The organism is Alcaligenes sp. EGD-AK7, assembly GCF_000465875.3.
GTDB classification, from domain to species: Bacteria; Pseudomonadota; Gammaproteobacteria; order Burkholderiales; family Burkholderiaceae_B; genus Alcaligenes; species Alcaligenes phenolicus.
The window spans coordinates 108,939-122,418 of the sequence record NZ_AVOG02000045.1; the positions used below are offsets into that span (position 1 = coordinate 108,939).

14 protein-coding genes are annotated in these 13,480 nt (G+C 58.3%); 2 read left to right on the top strand and 12 right to left on the bottom strand.

Annotated elements, in window-relative coordinates:
- Positions 1–10 precede the first annotated feature (10 nt).
- The 11 genes from N879_RS14910 to N879_RS14960 form a co-directional block, all read right to left on the bottom strand.
- Positions 11–565 carry an RNA polymerase sigma factor gene (locus N879_RS14910; RefSeq protein ID WP_009461859.1) on the bottom strand — a complete coding sequence of 185 codons (555 nt, stop codon included), beginning with the start codon at positions 563–565 and terminating at the stop codon, positions 11–13.
- Between the two features lie 3 nt (positions 566–568).
- Positions 569–1,300, bottom strand: coding sequence for an STN domain-containing protein (locus N879_RS14915; RefSeq protein ID WP_009461857.1), 732 nt, complete (start codon positions 1,298–1,300; stop codon positions 569–571).
- Positions 1,301–1,426: 126 nt separating this feature from the next.
- On the bottom strand, positions 1,427–1,897 hold the full coding sequence (locus N879_RS14920; RefSeq protein WP_021447201.1) for a hypothetical protein: 471 nt from the start codon (positions 1,895–1,897) through the stop codon (positions 1,427–1,429).
- A gap of 154 nt (positions 1,898–2,051) precedes the next feature.
- Positions 2,052–3,032: a peptidylprolyl isomerase gene (locus N879_RS14925; RefSeq protein ID WP_009461853.1), complete on the bottom strand. Its 981-nt coding sequence runs from the start codon at positions 3,030–3,032 to the stop codon at positions 2,052–2,054.
- Between the two features lie 14 nt (positions 3,033–3,046).
- Entirely contained in the window at positions 3,047–3,580 is a 534-nt protein-coding gene (locus N879_RS14930) for a YbjN domain-containing protein (protein WP_021447202.1), read from the bottom strand.
- 32 nt (positions 3,581–3,612) lie between these two features.
- Positions 3,613–4,263 carry a hypothetical protein gene (locus tag N879_RS14935; protein WP_021447203.1) on the bottom strand — a complete coding sequence of 217 codons (651 nt, stop codon included), beginning with the start codon at positions 4,261–4,263 and terminating at the stop codon, positions 3,613–3,615.
- Positions 4,264–4,329: 66 nt separating this feature from the next.
- Positions 4,330–6,048 carry a putative porin gene (locus tag N879_RS14940; protein ID WP_009461847.1) on the bottom strand — a complete coding sequence of 573 codons (1,719 nt, stop codon included), beginning with the start codon at positions 6,046–6,048 and terminating at the stop codon, positions 4,330–4,332.
- A 42-nt stretch (positions 6,049–6,090) separates the two neighbouring features.
- Positions 6,091–6,810 carry a TonB family protein gene (locus N879_RS14945; protein ID WP_021447204.1) on the bottom strand — a complete coding sequence of 240 codons (720 nt, stop codon included), beginning with the start codon at positions 6,808–6,810 and terminating at the stop codon, positions 6,091–6,093.
- Positions 6,811–6,829: 19 nt separating this feature from the next.
- Positions 6,830–7,243, bottom strand: coding sequence for an ExbD/TolR family protein (locus tag N879_RS14950; RefSeq protein ID WP_009461843.1), 414 nt, complete (start codon positions 7,241–7,243; stop codon positions 6,830–6,832).
- A 9-nt stretch (positions 7,244–7,252) separates the two neighbouring features.
- Positions 7,253–9,205, bottom strand: a complete 1,953-nt coding sequence (locus tag N879_RS14955; RefSeq protein WP_031232919.1) for a DUF2341 domain-containing protein — start codon at positions 9,203–9,205, stop codon at positions 7,253–7,255.
- 51 nt (positions 9,206–9,256) lie between these two features.
- Complete coding sequence (locus N879_RS14960; protein ID WP_021447205.1) at positions 9,257–10,795, bottom strand: ShlB/FhaC/HecB family hemolysin secretion/activation protein; 1,539 nt, start codon at positions 10,793–10,795, stop codon at positions 9,257–9,259.
- A 445-nt stretch (positions 10,796–11,240) separates the two neighbouring features.
- Between N879_RS14960 and N879_RS20480 the strand changes: the two genes are divergently transcribed.
- The gene (locus N879_RS20480) at positions 11,241–11,564 is read left to right on the top strand and encodes a hypothetical protein (RefSeq protein ID WP_128831723.1); all 324 of its coding nucleotides are present in this window, start codon (positions 11,241–11,243) and stop codon (positions 11,562–11,564) included.
- 144 nt (positions 11,565–11,708) lie between these two features.
- Here N879_RS20480 and N879_RS14965 read toward each other — a convergent pair whose 3' ends face one another.
- Positions 11,709–12,452: a class I SAM-dependent methyltransferase gene (locus N879_RS14965; protein WP_051316297.1), complete on the bottom strand. Its 744-nt coding sequence runs from the start codon at positions 12,450–12,452 to the stop codon at positions 11,709–11,711.
- Positions 12,453–12,572: 120 nt separating this feature from the next.
- On the opposite strand from N879_RS14965, the gene N879_RS14970 reads away from it, so the two are divergent.
- Complete coding sequence (locus N879_RS14970) at positions 12,573–13,337, top strand: class I SAM-dependent methyltransferase (protein ID WP_009463435.1); 765 nt, start codon at positions 12,573–12,575, stop codon at positions 13,335–13,337.
- Positions 13,338–13,480: the final 143 nt, after the last annotated feature.

Genomic DNA, 13,480 nt, shown 5'->3' on the forward strand with positions numbered 1-13,480 from the left:
GGGGCAAAACTTAAGCGTCGGTAAGGCTGTCGGAGACGCTGACACCCACAGCATCATTGAATTGTTCCGCGCAACGCAGTCGCAAATAGTCCAACGCGCGCATCATTTCCTTGTTCACCAGGGAAACCGAAATATTGTACTGTTTGGCGATCTGGGCATAGGTCAGACCATCCACCCGCGAAGCCATCAAAATCGTGCGCTGACGAATCGGCATGTCCTGCAGCACAGCCAGCAATTGCGCCGTCGTGATGCGCGCCCAGGCACAACGCTGGGTATCGTAGGTGTCATCGGCAATATGGCTCAAGGCGTCCAGATCCATGGCAGTCAGCAAGCTGTTGCGCTGTTTGTAGGAATCAATGGCGATATGGGTGGCCATGCGCAGCAAGTAGGCTTCGTCATTGTTCACCGATACTCCGTTGCCTACTCCCCCTATCCGTATCCAGGTTTCCTGCAAGGCATCCGCCGCATCTTCACGCGAACCTATCGTGCGCTCCAGCCGCCGACGCAAATGCGTGTAACGGGCAATCAGACTTTGGCGCAAACGACTACGCAGAGCTTCGGACATGATCTACTTCCCGGCCTGCACAGGGCAGTCGTCACGCACATGGCCCGAAACGGGAGCCAGCAACAGGACCAAGGGTTGCGGCAGACTGGCATCCGGGGCCACGCCCATTGCCAGTGAGTCCAGCACCTGACTGATCGCCTGATCGCGGCTGGCCTGCCCGGTCGAGCCCAACAGGTGCACGCGCTCCACTTGCCCCTGTGGGTTCAGCCACAGCTGCATGGCCAGCCGGTACGCGCCGGGACGGGTCTGAGACGATAGGCACAAGGCATTACGCACGGTCTGCTGGACTCGGGTGACATAGGCACTGTAATCATGGGCACCATCACGCACGCCCGAGATGTGATTCAGATTCAAGGGGCGCTGGCCGGTGGCCGCTTTGCCCGGCCTGCTATCGGGCAAGCGGATCACAATAGAGCGGTTATCCACGTAATAGGCTTGCAAGCCCGAACCATGCAGCAAGGAGGACAGGGCTTGCTTGCGCGTCATTTCGCCGCGCACAGCTGGCATGGGTCGCTGCGGATCGGCACCGTCCAGCAGCACAGAGAGATCAGAACGTTGACCATACGCTTTCAAGGCCTGAGCCAAAGGCTGAGCCGCAATGTCGAAAGACAAACGTTCGGAAGAATTTAGCAGGGTGTCAGCATCAGACCGGGCAACTGCGAGACTTGCACAGGCAAATAACAAGAAAGCGCCGAGTAACACCGCCACACTGATCGCCACCTGAGTCATGGTCATGCGCACGTTAATAGGTCTAGCCGCGGCGTCGGACAGTGAAACGAAAAGGGGTGAGGCGAGGCGATTGTAGAAGTCCCCAATGACAACATAGTGACAGTTCCCGCCCGCTTTACGTGCCAAGCCACCTTAGCGCAGCACCAGCCAGGGCGTAGCGCCCTGCAGGTGTTCACGCATCTGTTCCAGGCTGCGCTCCAGCGCCTGAGCATCCTGGCGATAAAGATGAATCAGGGAAAACAGCGGCGAGCGGGTATCAATCAAATATTGATTCGCCCCGTTCAAGGCGGGCACACACAGCACAGGCCGGTCGGCCAGCAAGCGCCAGCGCAAGGTCAGGTCGCGCGTTTCTTTCAGGTTGAAATGCCAGTGGCGCGAGACCTGCGCACGGCGTATCAAATTCTGGCTGACACCGACTGAGTGCAGGGCCTGGTGGCTGGGGATCAGGTCTGGATGAGGCAGGCAGTGGCGCAATAAATACGCGCACACTGCCGCCAGAGGGGAGGCATGGTAGATGGCGATGGAAGAAGTTTTGGCACTGAACCACGGCGTGGCTTCATGCTGCTTTTCCCAATGCGTACTGCTGATCCGCCACAATCGCATGCCATTCTCCTTCACCCGCCCTGCCCCTGGGCCTGCTGCCTGCTGCCTGCTGCCTGCTGCCTGCTGCCTGCTGCCTGCTGCCTGCTGCCTGCTGCCTGCTGCCTGCAACATTTTTCCCGGTACAAACAGCCAGCATCACCCCCAGGGTTCAAGACTATGGGGTCTGCTGCAACAACTGACTCAACACCTTGCCATCCACGCTTACCGTATCGGCATCCAGCATGCCAGCCACATAGGCCTGCGTTGCTTCCTGCTGTCGCTGACGACGCAAGGCATCGCGTAGCGCCGGCTTCACTTCCTCCAGCGAACGCACGCTGGCCGGGCGCAGATCAGTCAATTGCAGAATATGCACACCATCGGCCTGCACAATCGGATCACTCAGCTGGCCCGGTTCCAGCTTGGCAACCGTGGCACGCATGGCAGGCACTAGCTGGCTCATCGGTAAAAAGCCATTGTCGCCACCCCGCTCGGCACTGATTTTCTCGTCCGAATGCTCTTTGGCCAGCGCCGCAAAATCCGCCTTGCCTTCGCGCATTTGCTTGACCCAGGCATCGGCCCGTTTCTTCGCTTGCGCCAAAGCCTGTTCGTCCTTGTCCGGCACGCTTAAAAAGATCTGGCTCAAGCGATACATGGCCGGCAACTGGAACTGATCCTGATTGGCCTGATAAGCCGTTTGCAGATCCTGCTCGGACGGGTAATCCGCTGCAGGTTCAGACACGGATTGCAGATAGCTGCGCAGGATCACCTGATTCTGCGCTTCTTCAATGGCACTGCGTATCTCGGCCTTCTTGTCCCATTCCTGAGCCTTGGCCTGCTCTACCACGGCTTTCTCGGCCAGGCGGCTGCGTAGCCACTGCTCCAGCACCACGCGATCATTACGCATGGCTTCACGCTGGGCTGCGGGCAAAACCTGCAGGAACTGCTGTAGCTCGTCCTGGCTGACCACCACCTGTCCCAGCGTGGCGACCGCCGGCGTCGCAGCACTGCTTTTTGCCGTCGATGCCGGAGCGCTGCTTTGTTGCCCGGCAGCTTGCGGCTGCTGGGCTTGAGCATCGCCATTTTTCCCACAACCCACCAACAGGGCCGACAGGCTCAGAGCCAGCACACTTTGCAGCAGAAATTTGGGGTGTGTCATCGTGCTCACCTGATTCAAGCTTGTGCCGCTTCAGTTTGTTCAGCGTCGACAGGCGCAGTAGTCTCTTGGGCTACTTCTGGCTGAACAGTAACCGCTTCACCCTTGTCGGCACTCTGGGCTTCATTATTGGCCGCCGCATGCTGACGCAAAAACAGCAGGAATTCCTGCAACAAGCGGTCCCACAGCTCAGCGGTAGCTTGCAGGTAGCTTGGTGCAACGCCACCGGCCACGATCACGTCCATTTCCAGCACCAGAAACTCGCCTTGTACCGCCAAGCGAGCAAAACGCTTGCCAATATTCCAGGCCGATTCGATACCGGCAGGCATCTCGCCTTGAACGCGCAAAGCGCAGCTCAAGGTGTAATCCAGTGCCTGGTCCGCCTCATGCGCAGGATTACCCAGGCGCAGCGCAAAACCAATGCCTTGCGAAGCCGACAAAAGCTGGCGATTCCCAGCCTGCTCGGACTCGGTCACGCGATAGCCCATCTGTTGCAACAACTCCTGCAATTGCTTCAAGGAGACGGATTGGATGGTTTGGGAGTCAGTCATACATATTCCTTGTGGGTATCAATCAATAAGGCTCAGGGCGCGACAGGCGGCTGTTCCGACGACGTGGCACCGGGCGTGTACAGGCCGTCGTAAAGCTTGTCGCCCAGCGCCTGCGCGTGCTCGTCGAACTTCACGCGTGCAGAGCCGGCCAGCGGTTGTCGGATCTTGAGCAAGTCGCCCGTGCTGAACTGCTCATACGCCGCCAGGATTTCTTTCCCGGCTGCATACAATTCCTTGTTTTTTGCCGTGCACAGTCCCAGTTCCTCTTCGCGCTGGGCCAGACTGGACGCCAGGCTGGCACGCTGCGTTTCAGTGGCACGAGCTTGCACCTGCAAGGTTTCAAACTCGTTACGCGCACGGCCTAATTGCGATTGCGCTGCCGCCACTTGCTGACGCGCAGAGGTCTTGATGCCCTCCTGCTCGTCTTGCAAGCTTTGCGCCTGCTTGCTGGCCTTGTCCAAACGGGCCTTCAGTTGCTCGACCTCCTTGCGGGCCGCATCACGTTCGGTTTCTGCAGCCGTCTTAGCGGCCGTCAACTGCGCTTGCTGGCTTTGCAACTGCTGCAATTGCTGCGTGCTGGAGCGCAACTGCGTGCGCAGCCGCTCCTCCATATCCGATTTTTGTGCCATGGCTGGGCCAGCCCATTGGCCCAGGCCCGCCAGCAGCAGCGCGCCCAGCGTCATGAGAAAAGGCTTGCGCCCACTTGGCTGCACACACGGCTTCCAGGATGAGTTCAATATCTTCATGGCTTAGAACCTGGCGTTAAGTTCAAGCTGGATGATGTCGATAGACAGCGGTGCGCCATAGACTTCCTTGGAGCTGCTCCAGCGCAGATGGCCGGTTACGTTTTTCTCGAAGGCATAACCTGCACCCAGGAAGTAGCCACGTGCATTGGTGCCACCCAAGTGGAAGGAAGAATCGTTATAGCCATCGGGCATGGCATCCGGTTCGATGTACTTGTAGCCCGCAAAAGCCAGCCAATCGCCCTTGTCCTTCAAGCCCAGGCTGCTGCCCAAGGTCGCTTGAACCATCCAGGCATTGCCGCCGCTTTCGATACCGGTCGGGTTACCGGAGGCATCGTAAGTACCGTTGGAGGCAATGTTGTACAAACCACCGGCACGATCCGCCATCTTGTTGCTGTCGTAAGCCAGGTTACGCACGTAATTACCGGCCAAACGCAGGTTCAAGCCATTCATGACTTCGGTATCCCAGCGCATGTTCACGTCCAGCAAGTTGAACTTGGAGGCCAGGCCCACGTATTGCCATTCGTTCCAGTTCTTGGGATCTGCCGACCACTGACGGATGTCACGCAAGAGGAAGACGGTATTGCCCTTTTGCATGAAGGCCGGACGCGACCAGTCTGTGTCACACACATCGCTGGACGAGTACAAAGTACACGCGCTGGAGCGCTGGCCGGCGATATTGTCAAAGTGGTAGTACGCTACGCTGCCGCGCAGATTGTTGCGCTGGTTGATCTTCCATTCAGCACCGATCTGCGCACCCAGCAGCCACTTGTTTTCGCTGGAGCCTTCGGACAGGCTGTTGCGATCCCATGGCGTGTTGGCGTACTCCAGCGCGTAAGCACCCAGATTGCCAAAGACGGTCACTGGACGATCCGACATCGCGTGCTTGAAGGCAGCAGAAATCCCATCGACATTCAAGTCAGACGACCACAGCAGATCCGTGGAATCAAAGGGGCTGGAGGCACGGCCCGCCACAATGGTGGCCCAATCGGCAGGACGGTAAGACAAGTAGGCCTGATCCAGCCACAGGTGCTTCTTGCCCATGCCGTTGCCCAACGTATCGGAAGTGGACACCGGATTGTCATCGCTGCCCGTAGCCAGGCGGATACCGGCCTCCCAACGCTCGGACAGCGTCGCTTTCACACCCAGACGAGCACGGATACGCCACAGGTTGCGGCGGTCCTGGCGACTGTTCAGATAAGGAATCTTCAAACCATAGGGCTTGTTTTCGACCACGGTAGGAATGGGGCCGTTGTCGTTCCACTTCGCAAAGTTGATCAACTCGTTACTGTTCGCGCCATCCATCAGGCGCGACTCGTTACGCACGCGTACATCGCCTTCAACCGTGATGCGCGACACCCAGTCCGGGAAGGTGTTGGGCTGGGCCCAGTTCTCGGCCTTGGCTTGCGACATCACTTCATTCTTCACTTCTTCGCGGATCTGCTCACGCACCGTCTCCGGGATGTACGTGACACGCACATCACCTGGCCGGGCCTGGGCGGCACCTGCTGCACCAATATCGGCTTTACGAGCCTGGGCCGCTTCCGCCTCGGCCTGAGCCACCAGGGCATCGGCCTGAGCCTGGGGCAAGACGCCTTGCTGCACCAGCAGACGAATCAGGTTAACGGTGGCGTTCTGGGATGGCGCCTGAGCCAGCACAGGGCCAGCGGTGCAGGTCAAGGCCAGCGCCACCGCGCAAGCCAGCCGACTAGGATGGGTTTTCATGAAAAGCGCACTCCAAATCATTCGGTCAAAAAAGGCAGACAATCAACTGGGCCTACGACCCGTTACCTGGGCTCGGATAGGCATGCTTACCGACGCCGGTGGCCGCTCGCTCAAGCGCCCGACTTCACGCAAGGCAGCTACCAAGGCCTCATCAATCTCGGTATCGCCCGAGGACTGCGCCAGGGCGACACGGGTAATGGACCCGTCTTCGGTCAACCACAACTGCACCTGAACGCGGTAGACCAAGTTGCGGGTGCGGCTGTCCTCACGCAGGATTTTTTGCAGCGCATAGGCCAGGTACTGGCTATAGGTGGCATTGCCTGCACGGCCACCGCCACTGCCGCCCATGCCTCGTCCCTGTCCGGCACTGATGTTGAAACTGTCAGTACCGGCCTGGGCGTCGCTGTCCATCTGCATCGGGTCTGACAAATCGTCCGATGGCGTAGGTGGCGCTTCATCCTGCGGTTGGGGCTCTTCAACCGGCGTAGGCTCGGGTTCAGGCTCCGGCTCGACCACTTCCTCTTCTTTGGGCTCTTCAGGCTCCGGTGGCGGCTCGGGTTCGGGCGGCGGAGGAGGCGGTGGCGGCAAAGGAATCAACATGGGCTCTTTGGGCACCTGGCGCTTGATCCCTGCCATGTCGTTGGCCCATTTCCAGACCCACCAGCCCAGCAGCGCCACCAGCACCACAACCAGCCCCCTGATGGCCAGCCGACGCCAGCGTGCGCGTTGGTTGGCTTGCGGTTTGGATGAGTTTGGCAACATCGTTAGAACACCAATTAACTTACTGAGGTTTGCCGGTCACCAGACCGACCTGGGACAGTTCCAAGCGCCGCAACACATCCAGCACTTCCACCACTTTCTGGTACTGCACAATGCTGTCGCCGCGCACAATGACCGGGAAATCCGGGTTCAGGGCTTTCTCGGTACGCAAGCGGTCTTCCAGCTCGGGCAGGGTCACCGGATAGGCATCCAGAAACACCTGGCCCGCTTCGTTCACGGAGATGGCTTTGGTTTTGGGTTGAACCAGGGACACGGTGGAACTGGCCTTGGGCAAATTCACCTGAATGCCGGAAATTTGTGCGGTGGCGGTCAGGATGAACATGACCAGCACCACCATCAGCACATCAACCAGCGGGGTAATGTTGATGCCGTCAACGGCTGCGCCGTCATCATCGTCGTCTCGTAGGGCTGCCATGTCCGTTCCTTATGCCGAGCCAGCAGCCTGGGTATTGGCCAGATCAAGGTCAGCGCCTTGAGCCAATGCCGCCTCATGCTTGTCGTGTTTGGTTTTGCCGGGCGCACTGTTCTGGCCATGAATTTCAGCCAGGCGAGTCACAAACTCGTCCACAAACACACGCATATCCGCGCTGACATCTTTATTGCGGCCAATCAGGCGGTTGTAGCCAAACAGGGCCGGAATCGCGACGAACAGACCCATTGCAGTCGCCAGCAAGGCAGCAGCCATACCGGGAGCAATTGCATTGATGTTCACATCACCCGCCATCGCGGTTCCCAGGAACACCACCATGATCCCCAACACCGTGCCAAGCAGACCGATGTAAGGGCCACCGGCAATCGCGTTGGACAAAATGCCCAGACGTGCACCCAGTGCCTGATTTTCTTGTGTGCGAACACCGTCCATGGAAGCGCGGATGGCTTCGATGGTGTTGGGAGACAAGGCCTTCATGCCCTGGGCCTGACGGTTGTGCAGCTCTTTCACCCCCATGCGGTACAGACGCCACAAAGAGGAATGGGCAAAGTTCTGTTCGGCCTTGGCGTCGGTCTGTACCGCATCCAGCTTGCCGCCGGACTCACCAAATGCAGCACGGAACTGACGGTTGGCTTCTTGCACACGGCCCACCTGACGGCTCTTGCGGTACATGATGACCCAGGACTGGAACATCATGAAGACCAGCACGGCGATCACAATCCAGGCGTCCATCGGGACGGCTTTCAGCAGAAAGCCCAGAGCACCGAAACCGAAGCCGGACTGCTCTTCATCCGCACCGTACACAATCAGGCGAGACTCGGCTCCTTGTGCCAGTGCATCGGCGTAAATCAGGGCAGCAGGTCGGGCAGTTTTGGACAAGCGCAGCTCGTCGATCGCGCCAACAAAGGGCGCATAGTTAGCGACTGGAGCGGTGACAGGCGCTGTGGCCTCGGCACCGGCAGAGGCAGTTGCACCGGGCGTGGCACCTTCAGCGCCAACTACTTCAGCCGCCACAGGAGCAGGCGCGGCCAGCAAGGTGCCGGGGACATCACCACCCAAAGCGGCAACCGTGTTCAGTGGTGGCAGGCTGGCATTCAGGGAAGCCGTGGCACGGCCCTGGACGTACAGAATCACTTGGCTGCCATCGGCTGTCACGGCCAGGTGCTGCCAGGTGCTGGGCGACAAGGGGGCACCGGCAGGACTGCGTTGGCCATTGATCTCAACAAAGGGCACGCCCTGGTCCAGACCGATCAGAAAGCTGTTGGCACCATCACGACGGGCATAGACCAATTGCTGGCCTTGGGGCTGATCTGCACGCACCCAGGCGCTGAACGAAAAAGCACCGGTTGCTGGCACGGCCAGGGAAGGACTGGCAGGCAGCATCAAGGGCGCTGTACCCACAAACTGGGCGGCACGTCCGGACACGCCGTCAATCACGCCCGCTGGGGCTGTTTGAGCGTGGTTGGTGTACGCCGTACTGTCACGCGAAGGTGCACCAGCAGCGCCATCAAAATGATAGACCAGGGTGTAGTTGGGATCGAAGGTAATCTGGCCATTGGAAGCCACCGGGGCTTTCTCGTTGCCGTAGTACATCCAGATATCCTGCTTCTGGCTGGCCATCACCTCAGGAATATCCACCCAGATCAGCGCCATGCCCATCAAGGGGTCAAAGCTCTCGATCTGGTGGTTCAGCACGGTCTGATCATCACCGGACACAAAGCGCAGGTCCGAGCCATTTTCATTGGTGCCATCAAAGGAAAAATTGCCAGTATGCAGACGCACCAGCAAGGGGGTGCGACCTACGTTTTCGCTGATGGCCGCGCCTTCAGGCGTAGTATCAACAGAGATTTGCTTGCGGTACTGCCAGTCAGGCTGCCACCAGGCCTGCGCCACGGCGGGCAGCCAGCCCACCATCATGGCAAGCATCAAAAGAAGAAGGCGTTTCATGATCGAATTACTCCGGGAACAAAATCAGGCAGATTGTTCTGGCTAAGGGGGTCAGAAGGAGGCGCGCAGGCTGAAGTGCACACGCGGATCGTGTCGTTCGGTGTTGACGCCTTGCGTCAGGGGATAAGCCCAGTCGGCATGCAGGGACAGCCAGTCAAACATTTGCAGACGCGTACCGATGCCCACACTGGCCAGATGAAAGCTGGACTCCTGCTCAGGCAAGGGGTCACGCAAGCGCAAACGCGCAACGTCGCTGAAGGCGTAGAAGCGCCACTCGTTAACCGAGGGGCCAATCCAGCGGGCCAGCGAGGGGGTGCGCAGTTCGACGCTGGCCATCCAGCCATCGTCTGCACTGCGCTCAGCGGCCAGATAACCGCGCACGCTGGTCGCGCCACCGGCCGAAAACTGTTCGTTGGAAACCAGAGCACCTGAACCAATCTGAAAGCCCACTCGGCCATAGGCCTGCCAGTCTTTGGCAAAAGTTTCGGTGTGGTTCAGATCGCCCTTGAACACCATGAAACTGGGGCTGGCCATCCAGCGCTTGTAGTCGAACTCTTCCCATTCGCTGTTCAGGCCAAACAGGCTGCGGCTGGCGCCCGTCAAGGTCAGGCCGACACTGGTTTGCGAATCTTCGGTGTAGCGGTAGCCGTTATAGGCCAGCGTGAAGGGCAGATAGGTCAGCGGCACGCGGTCGCTGGTCTCCCCAAAGCGGGTTTGTTCTTCAAAATCCTTGTAGTCCATGCCGATCGAGGCGGTGTGATACCAGGAGCCGGACTGCGGGAAGGTATAGGTGGCATGAATGCCGTAAGACTGGCCCTTGCCCAGCACATTGGTACCGCCAACAGTCGAGACGTCGCTGTCAGACTTGTAGCCAGAGAACGCCAGGCTCCAGCGCGGGGACAAAGGCATGGTGTAGGCCGCCGACCAGACCTTGGCATCCTGCATATCACGCGGAGCTGTGAAGTAGGTCAGGGAGAAGGTATGGCCGCTTTGCCAAAGATTGTCGTGGCCAAGAGTGACCATGCCGCGCAGCTTGCTGGTGTCGGCGCTGTAATCATTGTTCAAGCCCACACTGGCACTCCAGGGGCTTTTGTCGTCAACGCGCAGATCCACGTCCATGGTGCCGGGCACACGCCCCTCTTTCACCATCGGCATGACCTGACGACTGGCGCCGCGATTGAGCTCCGCCAGTTCCGCCTGCGCCTTGCTGAAATCCGGCACCTGACCTTCTTGCAAGGACGGCACGCCGTCACGAATGGCCAGCGGCGAATAGTGTTCAGCACCGACCACGCGCACACGGCCTACCTTGGTTTCCGTGACCTGGAAAAACACCACGCCATCGGCCACCGCCTGCTCGGGCAGGTCCACGTAAACCGACTGATAGCCCTGCGCGTTATAGACTTCCTGCAAGGCGTCGCGCGCTTTTTCAATATCCTCAAGGCTGCGTTCGGGGCCTAAAAAGGGGTAGACCGCTTTTTCAATGCTGCGGGCATCCAGCACGGTATTGCCACGCACAATGTATTCATTGATGTTGACCTTGCCCTGAGCCTGCGCAAAGGCACTATGAGGCAGCAACAAAGCCAGCGCCATCACTGGCGCAGCACAAAAGGGGTGGCCCCTCCACCCGGACAAACGGACGTTGCGCCCTGAAATTTCTGCTGGCATCACGATGCTTCCGATCCTCAATCTGATGAGCGCTGTGTCGGTGTACCCCTGCTGGGACGACACGCCGCGCGACTCGTTGACATCTAGACGCAGCAGAAATCGAAAACTTTCGTTTGTAACAAAAACTTCATAATTCTTTCTGGGCGGCGGGGGCCAACCAAGCGGACTCGTCCCCAACGGCGCGATGTGCCTGCCCCCATGACAGCGGCAAAATACGCCGCCTTTGTCATGAAAACTTCACCCAGAAAAGAGAAAGCTTGCGCTAGGGTGTGTGGAACCCGAACGCCGTTATGGTGTGACTTCTTTTTATTGGCACCACCCTATGCGCCCTCTCCTTTTCTTCTTATTGTTTTTGGTTCAGGCAGGCAGCATGGCACAGGAAAACGCGCAGATTGAAGGCGCAAAAAGGCCCCCGTCCGATGTGTCTCCCGGCTGTGTCAGTGTAGTAGTGGATGGACAGGCGGCCCTGTCCTACGATTGCTTGAGCCAGCAAATGCAGCCCAAAGCAGGCCCAACACCCGGGGCGCCAGGAATAGGGTCTGAAGCCATCATCCAGAAAGGCCCGAATGCAATGGGTTTGGTCAATCCGGCAACAAGCAGCAATCGCATGGGCTCGAACTTCGGGACCTCGGCTTATCCGCAACGACCGCCACGGCCATCAGCGCCCTCGCCTTTTGCGCCGCCGAATCCCTGAGAAAGCAGCCGGCCTCAAGCAAACCTGTTTGAATATAGAAAAGCCCCACACAAATCGGACACGGGACCGATTTGTGTGGGGCTTTTGCCAGCGCTTACCGACTCCAGCCCCTCAGGTAAAAACACTTGGGGTGATGTGTTTTTTCTAACTGCGCTGATACTGCAAGCAGCGCCCCTTGTAAGACACCTCCTTGCCTTCGGGCATCAAAATGGGACGATCGCGCAAGCAGACCTGTCGTACCAGCTCAAAACCGTAGCGCGACATTTCCTGAGTAAATTTGTTGCGATGCCCCCGGTCCGGGTCTACCACCCAGACTTCGGCCTGTTTCTTCGCGCGCTGGTCTACCAGTTGGGCTAATTGGGCGGGCGTATTCCCTTCATACAACAGGTCACTGCCCACGATCAGGTCATAACGCTGCCGGGCGGGTTTCAGCCCCAAAGAAGCCAATAAATCAGGGCAAGATTGCTCCCCCCACTGGGCATGGACATACGGCAGATCGGACAAGCCATTCAATGCCTGATTCAGCTTCAGGAAATGCGGCACCATGGGATGGCAATCGCTGGCGTGGATTTGCGCGCCACGTTTATGCATCACCAGACTGGTCAGGCCCAATCCGCAGCCCAGTTCCAGAATGCTTTCATCCGCCCGAATGGGACGATTTTTCAATTTGCGCGCCAGTTGAATGCTGGACGGCCATACCAGGCCAAACAAGGGCCAGACAGCCGGGCCTATGCCCAGAGACTGTGCATGTCCCAACGGGTCAGCATATTGCATGTGATCGGCCAAGGAACGAATACGTAACGATTCTCTGGGCGAGATTCGTATATGCTGGAGACGGGTTTTTAACTTGGCGGGCGTGGATGAGGTCGAGCCATATAAGTCTGACATAGACTGATGATCGTCCATATCCACACAAAAAGCGAATTTTGGCTTACTTTGCTGTGGTTTAAACTATAGTTAGCCGAATTTAAACGAATTTTCGCCCAACACCATTGATAAGGACCGCTATTGTTCAAAGACCTGATTAAAGACCTTGACGACCATTCCATCGTGGAACCTGACATTTTTCTGGACGTACCCTTCGTCCCCAGCGACGACCGCGTCATCGACACCATGCTGCAACTGGCTCAAACCGGGCGCAAGGACGTCTTGTATGACCTGGGCTGTGGCGATGGGCGCATTGTCATTGCGGCCGCCAAAAAATACCACTGCACCAGCATAGGCGTCGAACTGGACCCGCTGCGCGTTGCCGATGCCATGGAGCAAGCCGGCCATGCCGGCGTGGAGTATCTGGTGGACTTTGTGGAAGAGGATCTGTTTACCGCAGACTTCAGCCAGGCCACCATCGTGACGCTGTACTTGATGGACACCATCAATGCCATCCTGCGCCCGCGCTTGTTGCAGGAGCTGCGACCCGGTGCGCGCATTGTGTCGCACGCCTTTGATATGGGAGACTGGGAAGCCGACGAAATCCTGCATGTAGGCGGCATCAAAATCTACAAATGGATTGTGCCCGCGCAGGTGGCAGGCGAATGGGAATGGGAAGGTCTGGACGGGACGGACTATCGCTTGCAGCTCAAGCAGCGATATCAGGATGTCAGCGGGAAAATCTGGATGAATGGCAAGCCCGCTCGGCTGACTGATCTTTATCTGTCCGGCGATTGCCTGGAACTAAGTGCGCAGGCCGACGAATCCTCGCCCGTAATCAGCTCCCATCTGTACTTCGACCACCAGGAACTGCTGTCCGTGGAAGAGGTGGAAGCAGAGGACTGATTCCGGCTGGCCTTTTTCTTCATACTGTATCGCTTTGGCACGAAGTCAGGGCAACGGCTTGGAACTGGCATCTAATCGTCAAAATATTTTTCAGCATGACGGAATCCAAGACACAGCTTGTCGACACGTTCGGAACCACCAGC

Coding starts and splice junctions, on each gene's coding strand:
- N879_RS14965 (WP_051316297.1), bottom strand. CDS start 12,452: ATGTCAGACTTATATGGCTCGACCTCATCCACGCCCGCCAAGTTAAAA.
- N879_RS14920 (WP_021447201.1), bottom strand. CDS start 1,897: ATGCGATTGTGGCGGATCAGCAGTACGCATTGGGAAAAGCAGCATGAA.
- N879_RS14945 (WP_021447204.1), bottom strand. CDS start 6,810: ATGTTGCCAAACTCATCCAAACCGCAAGCCAACCAACGCGCACGCTGG.
- N879_RS14950 (WP_009461843.1), bottom strand. CDS start 7,243: ATGGCAGCCCTACGAGACGACGATGATGACGGCGCAGCCGTTGACGGC.
- N879_RS14925 (WP_009461853.1), bottom strand. CDS start 3,032: ATGACACACCCCAAATTTCTGCTGCAAAGTGTGCTGGCTCTGAGCCTG.
- N879_RS14915 (WP_009461857.1), bottom strand. CDS start 1,300: ATGACCATGACTCAGGTGGCGATCAGTGTGGCGGTGTTACTCGGCGCT.
- N879_RS14935 (WP_021447203.1), bottom strand. CDS start 4,263: ATGACGCTGGGCGCGCTGCTGCTGGCGGGCCTGGGCCAATGGGCTGGC.
- N879_RS20480 (WP_128831723.1), top strand. CDS start 11,241: ATGGCACAGGAAAACGCGCAGATTGAAGGCGCAAAAAGGCCCCCGTCC.
- N879_RS14930 (WP_021447202.1), bottom strand. CDS start 3,580: ATGACTGACTCCCAAACCATCCAATCCGTCTCCTTGAAGCAATTGCAG.
- N879_RS14955 (WP_031232919.1), bottom strand. CDS start 9,205: ATGAAACGCCTTCTTCTTTTGATGCTTGCCATGATGGTGGGCTGGCTG.
- N879_RS14940 (WP_009461847.1), bottom strand. CDS start 6,048: ATGAAAACCCATCCTAGTCGGCTGGCTTGCGCGGTGGCGCTGGCCTTG.
- N879_RS14910 (WP_009461859.1), bottom strand. CDS start 565: ATGTCCGAAGCTCTGCGTAGTCGTTTGCGCCAAAGTCTGATTGCCCGT.
- N879_RS14960 (WP_021447205.1), bottom strand. CDS start 10,795: ATGGCGCTGGCTTTGTTGCTGCCTCATAGTGCCTTTGCGCAGGCTCAG.